Origin of the sequence: Hydrogenophaga palleronii, assembly GCF_031457455.1 — a bacterium.
Taxonomy (GTDB): domain Bacteria; phylum Pseudomonadota; class Gammaproteobacteria; order Burkholderiales; family Burkholderiaceae_C; genus Hydrogenophaga; species Hydrogenophaga palleronii_A.
Map to the genome: position 1 here is coordinate 184,008 of NZ_JAVDWU010000006.1, position 16,652 is coordinate 200,659.

At 62.8% G+C, this 16,652-nt stretch carries 19 protein-coding genes and 1 riboswitch; all 19 genes read left to right on the forward strand.

The features are described from left to right. Positions 1-35: 35 nt before the first annotated feature. The 19 genes from J2W49_RS15370 to J2W49_RS15460 all read left to right on the forward strand — a co-directional run bounded on the left by J2W49_RS15370 (position 36) and on the right by J2W49_RS15460 (position 16,380). On the forward strand, positions 36-1,031 hold the full coding sequence (locus tag J2W49_RS15370; protein WP_310317866.1) for a Tim44 domain-containing protein: 996 nt from the start codon (positions 36-38) through the stop codon (positions 1,029-1,031). Positions 1,032-1,222: 191 nt separating this feature from the next. After that, positions 1,223-1,891, forward strand: a complete 669-nt coding sequence (locus J2W49_RS15375; RefSeq protein WP_310317869.1) for a ubiquinone biosynthesis accessory factor UbiJ — start codon at positions 1,223-1,225, stop codon at positions 1,889-1,891. Continuing rightward, entirely contained in the window at positions 1,888-3,453 is a 1,566-nt protein-coding gene (ubiB, locus tag J2W49_RS15380) for a ubiquinone biosynthesis regulatory protein kinase UbiB (RefSeq protein ID WP_310317873.1), read from the forward strand. The genes J2W49_RS15375 and ubiB overlap by 4 nt, the downstream gene beginning before the upstream one ends. A 172-nt stretch (positions 3,454-3,625) precedes the next feature. Then, positions 3,626-3,988 (forward strand): FmdB family zinc ribbon protein, encoded by a 363-nt coding sequence (locus J2W49_RS15385; protein WP_310317876.1) that lies wholly within the window; start codon positions 3,626-3,628, stop codon positions 3,986-3,988. 8 nt (positions 3,989-3,996) lie between these two features. Beyond that, the gene (locus tag J2W49_RS15390) at positions 3,997-4,677 is read left to right on the forward strand and encodes a DUF502 domain-containing protein (RefSeq protein WP_310317879.1); all 681 of its coding nucleotides are present in this window, start codon (positions 3,997-3,999) and stop codon (positions 4,675-4,677) included. A 48-nt stretch (positions 4,678-4,725) separates the two neighbouring features. Then, positions 4,726-6,528 (forward strand): aspartate--tRNA ligase, encoded by a 1,803-nt coding sequence (gene aspS / locus J2W49_RS15395; RefSeq protein ID WP_310317880.1) that lies wholly within the window; start codon positions 4,726-4,728, stop codon positions 6,526-6,528. 208 nt (positions 6,529-6,736) lie between these two features. Next, the gene (locus J2W49_RS15400; protein ID WP_310317883.1) at positions 6,737-7,057 is read left to right on the forward strand and encodes an ElaB/YgaM/YqjD family protein; all 321 of its coding nucleotides are present in this window, start codon (positions 6,737-6,739) and stop codon (positions 7,055-7,057) included. Positions 7,058-7,084: 27 nt separating this feature from the next. Then, a complete protein-coding gene (locus J2W49_RS15405; RefSeq protein ID WP_310317886.1) occupies positions 7,085-7,459 on the forward strand; it encodes a phage holin family protein in 375 nt (124 codons plus the stop codon). 10 nt (positions 7,460-7,469) lie between these two features. Then, on the forward strand, positions 7,470-7,772 hold the full coding sequence (locus J2W49_RS15410; protein WP_310317888.1) for a YqjK family protein: 303 nt from the start codon (positions 7,470-7,472) through the stop codon (positions 7,770-7,772). A gap of 12 nt (positions 7,773-7,784) precedes the next feature. Then, the gene (nudB, locus tag J2W49_RS15415) at positions 7,785-8,276 is read left to right on the forward strand and encodes a dihydroneopterin triphosphate diphosphatase (RefSeq protein WP_310317891.1); all 492 of its coding nucleotides are present in this window, start codon (positions 7,785-7,787) and stop codon (positions 8,274-8,276) included. 36 nt (positions 8,277-8,312) lie between these two features. Continuing rightward, on the forward strand, positions 8,313-9,041 hold the full coding sequence (locus J2W49_RS15420; RefSeq protein ID WP_310317893.1) for an endonuclease/exonuclease/phosphatase family protein: 729 nt from the start codon (positions 8,313-8,315) through the stop codon (positions 9,039-9,041). A gap of 11 nt (positions 9,042-9,052) precedes the next feature. Further along, a complete protein-coding gene (gene clsB / locus J2W49_RS15425; protein WP_310317897.1) occupies positions 9,053-10,408 on the forward strand; it encodes a cardiolipin synthase ClsB in 1,356 nt (451 codons plus the stop codon). A gap of 114 nt (positions 10,409-10,522) precedes the next feature. Next, positions 10,523-11,251, forward strand: a complete 729-nt coding sequence (folE, locus tag J2W49_RS15430; RefSeq protein ID WP_310317900.1) for a GTP cyclohydrolase I — start codon at positions 10,523-10,525, stop codon at positions 11,249-11,251. Positions 11,252-11,280: 29 nt separating this feature from the next. Next, a complete protein-coding gene (locus J2W49_RS15435; RefSeq protein WP_310317902.1) occupies positions 11,281-11,706 on the forward strand; it encodes a BLUF domain-containing protein in 426 nt (141 codons plus the stop codon). A 246-nt stretch (positions 11,707-11,952) separates the two neighbouring features. Beyond that, complete coding sequence (locus tag J2W49_RS15440) at positions 11,953-12,834, forward strand: EamA family transporter (protein WP_310317905.1); 882 nt, start codon at positions 11,953-11,955, stop codon at positions 12,832-12,834. A 4-nt stretch (positions 12,835-12,838) separates the two neighbouring features. Further along, positions 12,839-13,696, forward strand: coding sequence for a DUF429 domain-containing protein (locus J2W49_RS15445; protein WP_310317909.1), 858 nt, complete (start codon positions 12,839-12,841; stop codon positions 13,694-13,696). 263 nt (positions 13,697-13,959) lie between these two features. Beyond that, complete coding sequence (locus J2W49_RS15450) at positions 13,960-14,952, forward strand: alpha/beta hydrolase family protein (protein ID WP_310317912.1); 993 nt, start codon at positions 13,960-13,962, stop codon at positions 14,950-14,952. A gap of 93 nt (positions 14,953-15,045) precedes the next feature. Beyond that, on the forward strand, positions 15,046-15,480 hold the full coding sequence (locus J2W49_RS15455; RefSeq protein WP_310317915.1) for a GNAT family N-acetyltransferase: 435 nt from the start codon (positions 15,046-15,048) through the stop codon (positions 15,478-15,480). 134 nt (positions 15,481-15,614) lie between these two features. After that, positions 15,615-15,781, forward strand: a riboswitch (FMN riboswitch). Between the two features lie 89 nt (positions 15,782-15,870). Beyond that, positions 15,871-16,380, forward strand: a complete 510-nt coding sequence (locus tag J2W49_RS15460) for a 6,7-dimethyl-8-ribityllumazine synthase (RefSeq protein ID WP_310317917.1) — start codon at positions 15,871-15,873, stop codon at positions 16,378-16,380. The last annotated feature ends 272 nt before the right edge of the window (positions 16,381-16,652 follow it).

Genomic DNA, 16,652 nt, shown 5'->3' on the forward strand with positions numbered 1-16,652 from the left:
AGAATTCTTATTAAAGGGTAAAGGGACAAATGGCAATGAACAAGTTGTGGTCGCTGGTTTTGGTGTGCGCGCTGGTGGTGGGTACGCAGGACGCCTTTGCGAAGCGCCTGGGTGGCGGGTTTTCCTTCGGTAAACAATCCGGCAACGTGACACAGCGCAACACGGCGCCGCCGTCGCAGCAGGCTGCGCCCCAACAGGCTCCTGCACAGAGCGCAGCCACTCGCCCGGCTTCGGCCGCACCGGCGGCGGCTGCTCCCAAGCGGCCCTGGGGCGCCATGCTCGGCGGACTGGCTGCGGGCCTGGGGCTGGCCTGGCTGGCTTCAGCGCTTGGTCTGGGTGAAGCCTTTGCCCAGATCCTGCTGTTTGCCTTGATTGCCGTGGTCGTGATGGCCGTCGTGGGCATGATCATGCGCAGCCGCCAGCCCGCCACCCGCAATGCGGGCCTGGCCTACCAGGGTGCTTCCCCGGCGCCGGCAGGTGGTGCCGGCAACGCCATCACCCCACGGGGGTACAGCCCTCAGAACGTCGGCAATGATGCGTCCGCCCGGCCCTGGGAGCGTGGTGGTGCAACATCTGACAGTGCCCCCGGGGCGCTGGGTGGCTCCATGATCGGATCGGCGCTTGCAGGCTCTCAATCCTGGGGTGTGCCACAGGACTTTGACCAGGAAGGTTTCCTGAACGCGTCCAAGGGCAATTTCATCCGGTTGCAGGACGCCTGGGACCGTTCCGACATGGTCAGTCTGCGCGCCATGATGACCGACGACATGCTGGAGCAGATCAAGCAACAGCTGGCCGATCGGGAACAGGCCGCTGGCGGTGCTGTGAACAAGACCGAGGTCGTGGTGCTGGATGCGCAGTTGCTTGGCATCGAAGAGCAGGCCTCCGAATACATGGCCAGCGTGGAGTTTTCCGGACTGATCCGGGAAGACGAATCGGCCGGGCCGAGTCCATTCCGCGAAGTCTGGAACATCACCCGTCCCAAATCAGGTCCCGGCGGCTGGCTGGTGGCGGGTGTGCAGGCATTGCAATAGCTCAGCGCTGACAATCCACATCAAAAGGGGCAAGCAGAGTGCCCCTTTTTTTTGGGGCTGGCGGCTGCCCGATACGGTTCCGGGCAGAAAGCGTCTCAAAGTCGGTTTCGGTCAACCTGCCGGCGCTGGAGTCCCTGGCCTGGCATCCGGATTGTTTTGAACCAGCGGTTATCCGTCAAAATCGGTACGCCATGAAAAACGAATCCCAATCCTCTTCAGCTGCTTCTGACTCCGCTGGCGGCATGCCCGTGAACTTTCTCCAGTCTTTGCTGGGAGCCATTCGGCCACCCGAATGGGTGGTGGACGAGCTTCAGAACCGCGTGGTGCTGTTTCTCAACCATGTGCTGATGCAGGAAAAGGCTGCCCAGGACCGCTTGCGGCGCCAGAAGGGCAAACCGGTGCGCATTCAGTGGGGCGACTTTCACCTCACGCTGGCCCCCACCGCCGCGGGCCTGCTGGAGCGCTGTCCGCCCGACGCGAAGCCCGAGCTGAGCATGACACTGACCCAGACTTCACCTTTGTCCCTGGCGCAGAGTGTGTTGACCGGGCAGAAGCCTGGCGTGGACATCCAGGGCGATGTCCAGCTGGCGGCCGAGGTGGCCTGGCTGGTGGACAACGTGCGCTGGGATGTGGAAGAAGATCTTTCCCGCTTCGTGGGCGACGCGACGGCCCACACGTTGGGTCGATTCGCTCGTTCTGCCGCACAGGCACTGCAGTCTTTTTTGGCCCGACTTCCAGAAGGGTTCGCTGTGCGTCGACCCTTCTCGCCGGCCTCACCGGCCTCACCGGCGGCGCCGGTGACCCCGTCTTCCGCTCCCGCCGGGCCTGAAGCCAAGGGCGAAGGCGGAACGGCAGCATGACGCGGCTTTTTCGCGGCATCTTCATCGTCTGGGTGGTGTTGCGGTATGGCCTGGATGAGCTGGTGCTCTCCAGTTTCCAGCGGCCTGGCCTGCGCCTGCTGACACGCATTGTCTCGATCGGCCGGGATCTCAGCAGCCCTCGCGGTGAGCGCCTGCGCCTGGCGCTGGAGCGCCTGGGCCCCATTTTTGTCAAGTTCGGGCAGGTGCTGTCCACGCGGCGCGACCTGTTGCCGGCCGACATCGCCGACGAACTGGCCCGTTTGCAGGACCGGGTGCCCCCGTTTCCCAGCGCGGTGGCGGTGGCCACCATCGAGCGGGCTTTTGGCAAGCCGCTGGACACGGTGTTCAGCCATTTTGAGCAGGTCCCGGTGGCCAGTGCCTCGATTGCACAGGTGCACTTTGCCACCCTGCGAAGCGGCCGGCATGGGGGACGCGAGGTGGCCGTGAAGGTGTTGCGGCCCCACATGCTTCCGGTGATCGAGAAGGATCTCAGCCTGATGCGGATGATGGCGGGCTGGGTCGAAAAACTCTCGTCCGATGGCAAGCGTCTGAAGCCGCGCGAAGTGGTGGGTGAGTTCGACAAGTACCTGCACGATGAACTCGATCTGGTCCGTGAGGCCTCCAATGCCGCCCAGTTGCGCCGCAACATGCAGGGGCTGGATCTGGTCCTCATCCCGGAGATGCTGTGGGACTACTGCCACACGGAAGTGATGGTGATGGAGCGCATGCACGGCCTGCCCATCAACCGGGTGGACGAACTCCGGCGGATGGGGGTGGACATCCCCAAGCTGGCGCGGGACGGCGTCACCATCTTTTTTACCCAGGTGTTTCGTGACGGTTTCTTCCATGCCGACATGCACCCGGGAAACATCCAGGTCAGCGTCAACCCCGCGACCTTCGGTCGCTACATCTCGCTCGATTTCGGCATCGTCGGCACCCTTACCGAATTCGACAAGGAATACCTGGCGCAGAACTTCACCGCTTTTTTTCGCCGCGACTACAAGCGCGTGGCCGAACTCCATGTGGAGTCGGGCTGGGTGCCGGCCGACACGCGCATCGACGAACTGGAGTCGGCCATTCGGGCGGTCTGTGAACCTTACTTTGACCGGCCGTTGAAGGAAATTTCCCTCGGCATGGTGTTGATGCGCCTGTTCCAGACCTCACGCCGCTTCCACGTGGAAATACAGCCGCAACTGGTGCTGTTGCAAAAAACCTTGCTCAACATCGAGGGCCTGGGGCGCGACCTCGACCCGGAGCTGGATCTCTGGAACACGGCCAAGCCGTTTCTAGAGAAGTGGATGATGGAGCAGCTCGGCCCGCAAAAGCTGTTGCAGCAGCTCAAGGAAGAAGCACCCCAATACGCCAAATTGTTGCCGGCCTTGCCGCGCCTGTTGCACGATTACCTGCACCACAAACCACACGAGATGCGGCGAGAGCTGGATGCCCTGCTGTCGGAGCAGCGGCGCACCAATCGTCTGCTGCAGGGAGTCATCTGGGGTGGTCTGGGATTCCTGCTGGGCCTGATCCTCATGCAGGTGCTGCTGCGGGTGCGAATCTGGTGAAGCCTTGCTGGGCGATGAACAGGCGCCCCATTGAGCGGGGCCGCAATTTATAATGCCCGGTTTTGTTCCGACTTCCGTCGGCAGGTGTTTGCCGCCAGACGGAAGTGGGTCCAGCCGGTCATCTTCCGCCTTGATCCTTCCGGGTCCTACCGCTTTTCATCAGGTTCCAGCCATGCCCATCTATGCGTACAAGTGCGAGTCCTGCGGTCATGCCAAGGACGTTCTTCAAAAAATGTCAGACGATCCTTTGACCGTTTGCCCCGCTTGCGGTCAACCCAGTTTCCGCAAGCAGCTGACGGCAGCGGGATTTCAACTCAAGGGCTCCGGCTGGTACGTCACCGATTTTCGCGAAGGCAGCAAACCTGCTGCCACGCCTGCGGCGACGGAGGGCGCCAGCCCTGCGGTTGCCGAGCCCGCTGCCAAGGGGGTGGGTGAATCGAACACCGCATCTTCGCCTTCCCCGGTGGCTGCAGCGACGCCTCCGGCGGCCGCCAAGGCGCCTGCCAGTGCATCGCCTGGCACATCGTCAGCCTGACACTGGCCATGCCCTCCTTGCGCAAATGGCTGCTTTCGGGCCTGCTGGTTCTGGTGCCCCTGATCATCACCCTCTGGGTGCTGGACTGGGTCGTCACCACGCTGGATCAGACCTTGGGCATCCTGCCGGCCAGCTGGCATCCCGATCAGGTCCTGGGCATGCACATCCCCGGCCTGGGTGTCGTGTTTGCGCTGGCGGTGGTGCTGTCCATTGGCGCCATGGCGTCCAACATCATCGGAAACAAGCTCGTGCACTGGTGGCACGCGCTGTTGCACCGCATTCCGGTCGTTCGTTCGATCTACTCCGGTGTCAAACAGGTGTCGGACACGCTGTTTTCGGAGAAGGGCAACGCTTTTCGAAAGGCGCTGCTGGTCCAATGGCCGCACGAGGGCATGTGGACCATTGCTTTTCTCACTGGCTCGCCCACGGGCGACCTGCTTGCCCAACTGCGTGCCCGGCCCGGTGCTCGACCGGTCAATGACGCCGACGACTTCTGCAGCGTGTTTGTGCCCACCACGCCCAACCCGACGGGTGGGTACTTTGTGCTGGTGCGCAAGAGCGATTGCGTCGAGCTGCAGATGACGGTGGACGAGGCCTTGACCTACATCGTGTCCATGGGCGTGATCGTGCCGGGTGGCCCGCGAAACACCCTTTTGAAGACGGCCGCCCTGCCGCCGTCCGTTTCCTGAATTTTGTCCGCGGGCATGCCCTGCTTATCTGTTGAAAGAAGACCTGAAATGGCCATGCGCTCCCACTATTGCGGTCTGGTGACCGAAGCCCAGATGGGTGAAACCGTTCAGTTGTGTGGCTGGGTGAACCGCCGCCGCGACCATGGTGGTGTCATCTTCATTGATTTGCGCGACCGCGAAGGCTACGTGCAGGTGGTGTGCGACCCCGATCGCGCCGAGATGTTCAAAACGGCCGAAGACGTGCGCAATGAATATTGCGTTCAGGTCACGGGCCTGGTGCGTGCACGCCCGGAAGGCACCACCAACGACAACCTCAAGAGCGGCAAGATCGAAGTGCTTTGCCACGAGCTCAAAGTGCTCAACGCCTCGATCACGCCCCCTTTCCAGCTGGATGACGATAACCTCAGCGAAACCACGCGCCTGACCCACCGGGTGCTCGACCTGCGCCGCCCCTACATGCAGAACAACCTGATGCTGCGCTACCGCGTGGCCATGGAAGTGCGCAAGTTTCTGGACGCCAACGGTTTCATCGACATCGAAACCCCCATGCTCACCAAGAGCACGCCCGAAGGCGCACGCGACTACCTCGTGCCCAGCCGCGTGCACGACGGTCATTTCTTCGCGTTGCCGCAAAGCCCTCAGCTGTTCAAGCAGCTGCTGATGGTGTCGGGCTTTGACCGCTACTACCAGATCACCAAGTGCTTCCGCGACGAAGACCTGCGCGCCGACCGCCAGCCCGAGTTCACGCAGATCGATATCGAAACCTCGTTCCTGACCGAGGAAGACATTCGCGACATGTTCCAGGGCATGATCAAGACCGTGTTCCAGAATACCCTGGGCGTGGACCTGGGTGATTTCCCGGTGATGACCTACAGCGAGGCCATGCACCGCTTCGGCTCCGACAAGCCCGATTTGCGCGTCAAGCTCGAGTTCACCGAACTCACCGACGTGATGGCCGATGTGGACTTCAAGGTCTTCAGCGCACCCGCCACCATGAAGAACGGCCGCGTGGTCGCCCTGTGCGTGCGCGGCGGTGCAGAAATCACCCGCAGCGAGATCGACGCATACACCGAGTTCGTCAAGATCTACGGCGCCAAGGGCCTGGCGTGGATCAAGGTCAACGAAGTGGCCAAGGGGCGCGACGGACTGCAGAGCCCGATCGTGAAGAACCTGCACGACGCGGCCGTGACCGAGATCCTGAAGCGCACGGGTGCGCAGGACGGCGACATCATCTTCTTCGGCGCCGACAAGGCCAAGGTGGTCAACGACGCCATTGGTGCGCTGCGCATCAAGATCGGCCACAGCGAGCTGGGCAAGAAGAATGGGTTGTTCGAGGACCGCTGGGCGCCCCTGTGGGTGGTGGACTTCCCCATGTTCGAACACGACGAGGAAGCCGACCGCTGGACCGCGGTGCACCACCCGTTCACCGCTCCGAAGGATGGCCACGAGGACTGGATGGTGACTGCGCCTGAAAAGTGCATCGCCAAGGGGTACGACATGGTGCTCAACGGGTGGGAAATCGGTGGCGGCTCGGTGCGTATCCACACGGCGGCGGTGCAGCAGAAGGTGTTCGATGCCTTGAAGATCACGCCTGAAGAAGCGCAACTCAAGTTCGGTTTCCTGCTCGACGCGCTGCAGTACGGTGCCCCACCGCATGGCGGTCTCGCCTTCGGTCTTGACCGTGTGGTGACGCTGATGACCGGCGCCGAGTCGATTCGCGACGTGATTGCTTTCCCCAAGACGCAACGTGCACAATGCCTGCTGACACAGGCACCCAGCCTGGTCGACGAGAAGCAGTTGCGCGAACTGCATATCCGCCTGCGCAACGCCGATCTGGCCAAGTCGGCCTGAGGCAGAGCCGAACAGTCACCGAGAGGCGCGTGGGGCCACGGAGGGCTGGTTCAGCGTCGCTCTTGCTTGTTCCCAAAAAGGGCGCTGTTTCAGCGTCCTTTTTTGTTGCCTGAAAGGCTTGTTCCGACTGCTTTGCTGTGTCAAAAGAAGTACATGGCCACACTGCTGACAGGGTTTGGTACCATGTTTTTTTAACAAGGAGTACCTGATGAGCAAAGCCAAGCTGGAATCTCTCGCAGACAAGGAAAAACTGGTTGCCGACTTGCAGCGCGTGATCTCTGACGCCGAAGAGTTGATGCAGGCGACGGCCCATCAAACCGAAGGCAAGGTGGTTGAGCTCCGTGAAAAGATCAACGAGAACCTGCGCAACGCCCGCCACAAACTGGCCGACGTGGAGGACACCATCAGATTCAAGACCCGCGAAGTGGCGCGCGCCACCGACGACTACGTGCATGAGCATCCCTGGCGTGCGATCGGCACGGCAGCAGGTGCCGGTCTGATCATCGGACTCTTGATCGGCCGGCGTTGAGCCGCCAGTTGACCACCTCGCCAACACATGTCTGAATCACCGCAACGGTTGTCCGCGTCACTCAAGACTCTCGCCGGAACTGTGCTGGAGCTGCTGCAGCTGCGGCTGGAGTTGCTCAGCGTGGAAGCGCAGGAAGAAGTCCAGCGCTTGGGTGGGCTGCTGGTTTATGGGGCTGTGGCCGTGACCTTCGTCAGCCTGGGGCTCGGGTTCCTGTCCATCCTGATCACCGTGGCCCTTTGGGAGTCGCACCGCCTGCTGGCCCTCTCGGTATTTGCCACCCTGTTTCTGACACTGGGTGGTGTGTTTGCCTGGATGGCGCGGGAACGTGCACTGGCCGGCACGCGTTTTTTTTCGTCTAGCGCCGAAGAGCTCAAGCGGGATCGCGAAAGCCTCCGGTCATGATGGTGTTGCCATGACTCAGCGCAGTGCCTCGCTGGCCCATCGGCGTGAAAACCTGCTGGCGCGTTCGGCTCTGCTGCGACGCCAAGTGGTTGAGCAGTCGGCCGCTTTGAACCCGGTTTTCACCACCGCCGACCGGCTGCAGGATGCTTGGTGGTGGATTCGGGCGCACCCGGAAGCTCTGGCCGCTGGCGCGCTGGCTCTGGTGGTGTGGCGGCCACGCAAGGCTTGGTCCCTCGGTTGGCGAGGCTGGTCGATGTGGAAGCTGTACCAGCGCTGGCGTGCGACCGGCCTGTCATTGGGCCGCTTCCTTTGACACTGGCTCACGATGGTCCCCCATGGCGCGCCTTCGTATCTGCCCACCCCCTCCGGATTCAAGATTCCCCAGTCTGTGCTGGTGGTGGTGTACACGCCGCAACGGGACGTCCTGCTGATTGAGCGGGCAGATGCCCCTGGCTTCTGGCAATCGGTCACCGGCTCCAAGGATGCGGCAGACGAGCCCTATGAACTGACCGCTGCGCGCGAAGTGGCCGAAGAAACCGGCCTGGACGCGCTGGCCCCGGGTCACGTGTTGACCGATTGGGGGATTGAAAACGTCTACGAAATCTACCCGCAGTGGCTGCACCGGTATGCGCCCGGCACCACCCGAAACACCGAGCGCGTGTTTGGTTTGTGCATACCGGCGTGCAGGCCGGTGACCCTCAGCCCGCGCGAGCACCGGGCCCAGACATGGTTGCCATGGCGGGCCGCGGCCGATCGGTGTTTTTCTCCCTCCAACGCCGAAGCCATTTTGCTGCTTTCGCACTTGGTTGTTGACTGATCGAAACTTGGCGGGCATCGTGCGATCATTCAAGTCATGAGCATCTTGCGAGTGGCCACGTACAACATCCACAAAGGCGTGCAGGGCCTGGGGCCGGCGCGCCGGCTGGAAATCCACAACCTCGCGCACGCGGTCGAGCAGTTCGATGCCGACATCGTCTGCCTGCAGGAAGTGCGGCGGCACAACCGCAAGCTGGAAAAACACTTCACCCGCTGGCCGGAACTCGATCAGGCGGGGTATCTGTCGCCAGAGGGCTACGAGGCGGTCTACCGAACCAATGCCATCACCCGCCACGGGGAACATGGCAACGCCCTGTTGTCGCGCTGGCCGGTGCTCGACACCCGGCATTCCGATGTCTCCGACCACCGGTTTGAACAACGCGGGCTGCTGCATGCCCAGCTGTTCATTGAAGGGGTGGACGTGCACGTGGTGGTGGTGCACCTGGGCCTGATCCACGCCAGCCGCGAGCGACAGGTGCAGCGCCTGGGGCAGTTCATCGCCACCGAAGTGCCCAGCAGCGCCCCGTTGATCGTGGCGGGAGATTTCAACGATTGGGGTGCACAGTTGCACAAGCCCATGGCCGCGCTGGATCTGCACACGTTTGACGGCATCCGCCTGCCCACTTATCCGTCGCGCCTGCCGCTGCTGCACCTTGATCGCATCTATGTGCGCGGGCTCAAGCTGATGTCGGCCCAGGTGCCGCATGGCCGGGCCTGGGCACGCATGTCCGACCACCTGCCGCTGATCGCCGAACTGGCGTTGTAGCCAGCGCAGCCATGTTCGTTGCCGCCACCCGCAGCTCCACGCCCGGATCTTCTGCCTCAGGCAAACGTTCCACGGGAGATGCCGGTCACCAGTTGCTGCTGTTGCAAGGCGGCGCTGAGCTTTTCCCGGCGCTGGTGGACGCGATGGACGCGGCGCGCAGTGTGATCCATCTCGAGACCTACATCTTTGAATTTGCCGGATCCGCACTGCTGGTGGCCCAGGCAATGGAGCGTGCGGCCCAGCGGGGCGTGAACGTGCGTCTGGTGGTCGACGGCGTGGGCACACCGCGAATTCCGGCCGAATGGGCGAAGCGCTTTGCGGCGGCCGGTGTGCGCTGGCGGGTGTATGCCCCCATGGGTCGCCTGGGGCTGCTTCTGCCCAGCACCTGGCGCCGCCTGCACCGCAAGCTCTGTGTGGTCGACGGCATCATCGGTTTTTGTGGTGGCATCAACCTCATCGACGACCAGGACGACGTGGCGCTGGGCCGGCTCAAGGCGCCACGCCTCGATTTTTCATTGCGCGTGGCGGGCCCCCTGGTGACTGACATGACCGACACCATGGAGCAGCTGTGGTGGCGCCTGCAGGCGGTGCGCAAGGCCCGGCAGCGCGAGTTCAAGGCGGCCTGGGACGCGCTGCGTGAAGCCAGCCCCAAAGGAGATTTTTCGCGCCTGTTGCAGGTGCTGGATGGGAGCTCGGGCCACATCGACCACGCCGACCACGCGAAGCATGCAGAGCACCCGGACGATGCAGAAAGCACCGGGGCAGCCCAGGCGCCGCCGCTGGGCGTGGACGGCGCTCGGGCCACCTTGCTGTTGCGCGACAACGTGACGCATCGTCACGACATCGAGCGGGCTTACCTCAAGGCCATTGGCGAGTCCCGGCGCGAGGTCGTGATTGTGAACGCCTACTTCATTCCGGGGCGCCGGCTGCGCAAGGCGCTGATCATGGCCGCCAGCCGTGGCGTGGTGGTGCGTCTGTTGCTTCAAGGCAAGTACGAAAACTTCCTGCAGTACCACGCCGCGCGTCCGGTGTACCAGGCGCTGCTGAAGGCCGGCATTGAAATTCATGAGTACACGCCCAGTTCCCTGCACGCCAAAGTGGCCGTGGTCGACCAGCGATGGGCCACGGTGGGTTCCACCAACCTGGACCCGCTGTCGCTGTTGCTGGCCAGAGAGGCCAATGTCATGAGCAGCGACCGGCGGTTTGCCCGCCAGTTGCACGGGCGTCTGGACCAGATCATGCGGCAGGCCGGGCAGCGCATCGACGCCCAGGCAGTGGGCCGCAGACCGCGGTACCAGCGGGTGCTGGACCGCCTGGCCTTTGGCTTCATGCGCGCGACGCTGTTTCTCACGGGACATCGCTATTGACACCGGGAGCACAATTGAAAGGCGCCCGCGCGAGCGCCATGGGCCAAGACCCCTGGCCGGCTCGTGGTATTTGCCGGCCATTCAAGCGCCTGAAGGCCGGTGTTAGCATGCCGCATGCTCATGAAAACCGATTCACCCATGGCTTCTGATGCCCCACAGGACGACGCTCAGGGCGTGCCCTTGTCCGTCAAGATTCGCGAACGCGTGAAGGCTGCCCGCGCGCGTTTCCACTCCAACGACAACATTGCCGAGTTCATTCGCCCGGGCGAGCTCGATTTGTTGCTTGAAGAGGTTACGGAGAAGATGCAGGGCGTGCTCGACAGCATGGTGATCGACACCGAGAACGACCACAACACCAACGACACGGCGCGCCGCGTGGCCAAGATGTACCTCAAGGAGGTGTTCAAGGGCCGCTATGTGGAAGGCCCTGGCGTCACCGAATTTCCCAATGCCGAGCACCTCAACGAGCTGATGATCGTCGGGCCCATCACCGTGCGTAGCGCCTGCAGTCACCACCTCTGCCCGGTGATCGGTCGTATCTGGATTGGTGTGATGCCCAACGAACACACCAACGTGATCGGTCTGTCCAAGTACGCGCGCATGGCCGAATGGATCATGGGCCGCCCCCAGATCCAGGAAGAGGCAGTGGTGCAACTGGCCGATCTGATCCAGGAAAAGACCCAGCCCGACGGCATGGCCATCGTCATGGAGGCCAGCCACTACTGCATGGGCTGGCGCGGCGTGAAAGACATGGACAGCAAGATGATCAACTCGGTCATGCGAGGCGTGTTCCTCAAAGACCCCAACCTGCGCCGCGAATTCCTGTCGCTCATCCCGCGATGATTCTGCGCTGAAACCCGGAAATACCCACCATGCTGGTCCGCTTGCTCTACGTCAGCCGCGCTGTCAACAAAGACTGCTCGAAAGCCATCGAGTCGATCCTCGAATCTTCCCGCGCCCACAACATGGGCAACGGCATCACTGGCGTGCTCTGCTACGGCGGGGGCGTGTTCCTGCAGGCGATTGAAGGCGGGCGCCAGGCGGTGAACGAGCTTTACAACCACATCGTCGTCGACGAACGCCACACCGATGTGGTGCTGCTCGACTACGAAGAAATCACCGAACGCCGGTTCGGTGGCTGGACGATGGGGCAGGTCAACCTGAGCAAGCTCAACATCTCCATCGTGCTCAAGTACTCCGAAAAGCCAGAGTTCGATCCCTATGCGGTGTCGGGCAGGGTGTCGCTGGCCTTGCTTGAAGAACTGATGGCGACCGCCAGCATCATCGGAAGAGCCTGAGCACTGTTGCCCACCCCCGCCGCGCTGCGCGCGACCCCCTTCAAGGGGGCGATACCAGTGGCCCGGCGGAGCCGGTTCCACGGTATCTCTGGAGTGAGGCACCGTGCTCCGGAGAGTGGTTTGGCCCTCGTTTAACGCGGCTTCCGCTCATCTCACCCCTGAATTCTGATTGGCCAATGAGGCGATAACAGCGTTGCTTGAACCTTGCCATTGCCCGGCAGGGTTTGCAGCCTTTGTGTGTTCCCCATGTCGCTGACCGCCTTCGCCCTCATCGTGCTCGCCGGCCTCATCCATGCCGGCTGGAACATCGCTGCAAAAAAGGCCGCAGGCGATGCGCGGTTTGCTTTCTTCAGCGCCTTTTTGATGATGCTGTTCTGGGCGCCGCTGGGCTGGTGGCTGGGGCGCACCGAAGTGCCGCTCTGGGGCGCCACCGAATGGGGTTTTGTGGTGGCCAGCGGTGTGCTGCATGTCTTCTATTACGTCATCCTGCTGCGCGGCTACCGCAAGTCCGATCTCACGGTGGTGTACCCGGTGGCGCGTGGCTCCGGGCCGCTGCTGTCGTCGCTGGTGGCCATCACGGTGCTGGGTGAACGCGTGTCGCTGCTGGGCGTGGCGGGCATTGCGGGTGTGGTGGGCGGCGTGTTCCTGATCGCCGGTGGCCCCGGCCTGCTGCGCGCCGCGCAAGACCCCCAGGCGCGCCTGCGGGTGCTCAAAGGCATGCGCTACGGCCTGCTCACCGGCGCCTTCATTGCCTCGTACACGGTGGTTGATGGCTATGCGGTCAAGTTTCTGCTGATGTCGCCCATCCTGGTGGACTACATGGGCAACTTCGTGCGCGTGGCGCTGCTCGCCCCTTCCGTGCTGCGCGACCTGCCCACCGCCGGACAGTTGTGGCGCCAGCAGTGGCGCTACGCCCTGCTGGTGGCGGTGGTCAGCCCGGTGGCCTATGTGCTGGTGCTGTACGCCATGAAAGAAGCGCCGTTGTCGCACGTGGCGCCGGCGCGCGAAGTGTCCATGCTGTTTGCCGCCATCATCGGCGGCCATCTGCTGGGCGAGGGTGATCGCGTGGCCCGACTGCTGGGCGCGTTGTGCATCGCCGCCGGTGTGACCGCACTTGCACTAGGCTGAGCGCATGAACCCCACCGCGCCTGAATCGGCCAGCACCCTGCTGCTGGGCTGTGACTTCACCAGTGCCCCGTCGCGCCGTAAACCCATCACCCTGGCGGTGGGTCGCGTGGACCGCGGCCGCCTGCTGCTGCAGACGCTGGAGCGGTTTGAAACACTCGATGCCTGGAGCGAGCGTCTGGCCGCACCAGGAGGCTGGGTGGGCGGCTTCGACCTGCCGTTTGGTCTGTCGCGCGAACTGGTGACCACCCTCGGCTGGCCCACCGACTGGCGCGCCTGCATGGCGCACTACGCCTGCCTGAGCCGCGCAGAGATCAGGGAAGCCTTCGCCGCCTTTTGCAACGCGCGCCCAGTGGGCGGCAAATTCGCCCACCGCGCCACCGACGGCCCAGCCGGCTCCAGCCCCAGCATGAAATGGGTCAACCCACCGGTGGCCTTCATGCTGCACGCGGGCGTGCCCAGGCTCATCGCGGCCGGCGTGAGCCTGCCGGGGCTGTGCGAAGGCGACCCGGCGCGCACCGCGCTGGAAGCCTACCCTGGGCTGCTCGCGCGCAGCGTGCTGGGCACCGCTTCCTACAAGAGCGACGACAAGGCCCGCCACACGGCAGAGCGGCTGATCGCCCGCCGCACCCTCATTAACGCCCTGGAAAACGGCCAGGCACCGCTGCTCCAAAACGCAGGCCTGCGCCTCAAGCTCACGCACGGCCAGCGCGACGCCCTGGCGGACGACGCCAGCGGCGACAGCCTCGATGCCGTGCTCTGCATGGCGCAGGCCGCATGGGCGCTGTGCCAGCATCAGGCAGGGCATCCACGCTGGGGCTTGCCCGATTTCGACCCGCTCGAAGGCTGGATCGTTAGCGCTTGACGCACGCCTCGCAGCGCTCCGCGCTACCCCTTCGATAGGGCGATACCAGTCGCCCGCAACCGAGCGGTCTTGACGAATGGCGGCTCGTTGGCACTGAGGCTAGACTTTCCATATCGGCCAAGACCGGCTTCTCAATCAGGCGCGGAGTTTTGCATCTGCCCCTGGACTTTGGCGGAGATAATCGCGCTTCGTTGCAAAGCACGAGTCCGGTGCATGGCCAATGCAGATCGTTGGCAGCTTCATTCCAACCAAGCTCGCGCCTTATGAAGATTTTCAATGCAAAGCCGTACGGCATGGTCGCCACGCTGCTGCTCGCAGGCACCTGCGCTCACGCTGCCGGTTTCCAGCACGATGTTGCTGCGGATCCAGACGGTAAGCCGCTTGAAATCGGCATTTGGTATCCCAGTTCGGACGCAACCCAGCCCGAGGCGATGGGTCCGACGACGATGAGCGTTGCGATCAATGGACCGGTGCTAGGCAAAGATTTACCGCTGATCTTGATATCGCATGGAACTGGAGGTTCATTTCTCGGGCATTTTGATACGGCGATCGCGCTGGCCGATGCAGGCTTCGTGGTGGCATCGGTCACGCATACCGGTGACAACTACGCAGACCAAAGTCGAAGCATCGACATCATGGACAGGCCCCGACAGATCAGCCGGGTGATCACGCACATGCTGGAGAGCTGGGATGGTCGTGCGGCGGTCAACCCCGAGCGCGTCGGCATGTTTGGTTTTTCTGCAGGCGGCTTCACTGCGCTCGCGAGCATCGGTGGGCTGCCCGATTTTTCAAAAGTCAGGCCAATGTGCCGCGATTACCCCGGCGACTTTGGATGCCAATTGCTGGCGAAGAGCGGCAACGCCGTCGCAGTGCCTGCCACGTCCACGATAGCCAGCGCAGCGGACGTACGGATCAAGGCCGCTGTAGTGGCCGCGCCCGCGCTCGGTTATACCTTCGCACCTGATGGGCTCAAGAACGTCAAGGTGCCCGTGCAGCTCTGGCGCGCCGAGGAAGATGCAATCCTTCCGCACCCACGCTACGCCGAAGCGGTGCGGGTTGTGTTACCACAAGCGCCGGAATATCACGTTGTTTCCAACGCAGGACATTTCGACTTCCTGGCGCCGTGCAGCAGCGCGCTGGCATCCATCGTTCCCTCAATTTGCGCCAGTGCGCCGGGCTTCGACCGGGTCGCGTTTCATACCCACTTCAATGCAGCGGTTGTGGATTTTTTTAGCAAGACATTGAAGGGGTCTTGATTTCGTGTCCAGCGACGGTTGCTTTGTGGCTGAACGACTGGCTTGAACCGACCAACGACTCTTCCGGGCCCACAGCGCGCTTTAAGCTAAACCATGGTCTTGCCTAAACTCCGCCCGGCCTGCGAAAACGACCGGCAATTCATCTTCGAAAGCTACAAGGCGACGCTTCGGGAGCACGTGGAGTGGGCGTGGGGCTGGAATGAGACTTTTCAGCGTGATGGGTTTTGGCGTCATCATCCACTCGCCGATTTTCAGGTGATTTCGGCGGGCGAAATGAATGCCGGCGCAATGCATGTCGAAGTGGGAGAGTCTTGGAACTTTGTTCGAATGATCTTCCTGTTGCCAGCATATCAACGCCAAGGTTTCGGCTCAGCGTTACTGCGCCGCGAAATCATTCGCGCCAGGAAGGAGGGAAAGTCCTTGGACCTGAAAGTCATCAAGATCAATCCCGCAAAACGGTTGTATGACCGTCTCGGGTTTGCCGTGGTGGAGGAAAACGATGCCACGTACCACATGCGTTCGGTTTGATTGATCGCTCGATACGGCCGCACACTCGCAGGAGGCCCTTCGCTTTGCCCACGGGTCGCAGGGCATTGCAAGAGTGACAGCGCACCTGCAGTGCACATGCCTACAATCATCCCGTTCGGCCCCGTGCCGGACACAAGCGTTCTCAGGGCGGGGTGAAACTCCCCACCGGCGGTGATGGCGGCGTGGCAACACGGCCGCATGAGTGCCGCGAGCGCCTTCGCAGCTTCATTGATGTGAAGGGTCAGCAGACCCGGTGAGATCCCGGGACCGACGGTCACAGTCCGGATGAAAGAGAGCGCGAGCCTTGTGCCTGCCCGGTGCGCCTGCGCCATGGGCGGCGCTTGCGCTTGTGCGCCCTGATTTGTTGGCCCCTCCTTCTTTGAGGACACCATGAATCAGACCGAGTCTCCCGTCGTCAATCTTCCCGTGCCCGCTCTGCCGAGCGATCTGCGCTTCGCGTTCGTCGAAGCCTCATGGCATGCCGACATCGTTCACCAGGCACGCGACGCCTTCTTCGCCACCATGGCCGAAGGCGGCTTCCCGGCCGAGTCCATCGACGTGTTCGACGTGCCCGGTGCCTTTGAAATTCCCCTCCACGCCCAGCGTCTGGCCCGCTCAGGCCGCTATGCGGCCGTGGTGGGCAGCGCACTCGTCGTCGACGGCGGCATCTACCGCCACGACTTCGTGTCGCAGACGGTGGTGAAGGCCTTGATGGACGTGCAGCTCGACACCGGCGTGCCCATGATCTCTGCCGTGCTCACGCCACACCATTTCCACGAACACGCCGAACACCGCAAGTACTTCATGCGGCACTTTGCTGTGAAGGGGACCGAGGCGGCAGAGGCCTGTTTGCTGACGGTGGCGGGGTTGCGAAAGTTGGAAGCGCTGCTGGCTGGTTGAGAGTCGAATTGCACGACCCACGGCCATGCATGGCCAATGGGGAGCTTCGCTTCAGCAAGGCGCGCAGCTGAAAGGGCAGGGTGCGTCAGGTTCGGTGCCGCACAGACGACTTTGCCTTCTTCTGCCATCGTCAGGACGAACACAGTTCGCCCTTCACGCTTCAAGCAGGCACGAGGTTCAGCTGCGCCCCATTTGACTGCTTGCTGGAGCCCGCAGATCCCGGTTGTTGATTCGCTGCATTGCCATGTGTCGCTGCCGAGCTGTTCAGCCGA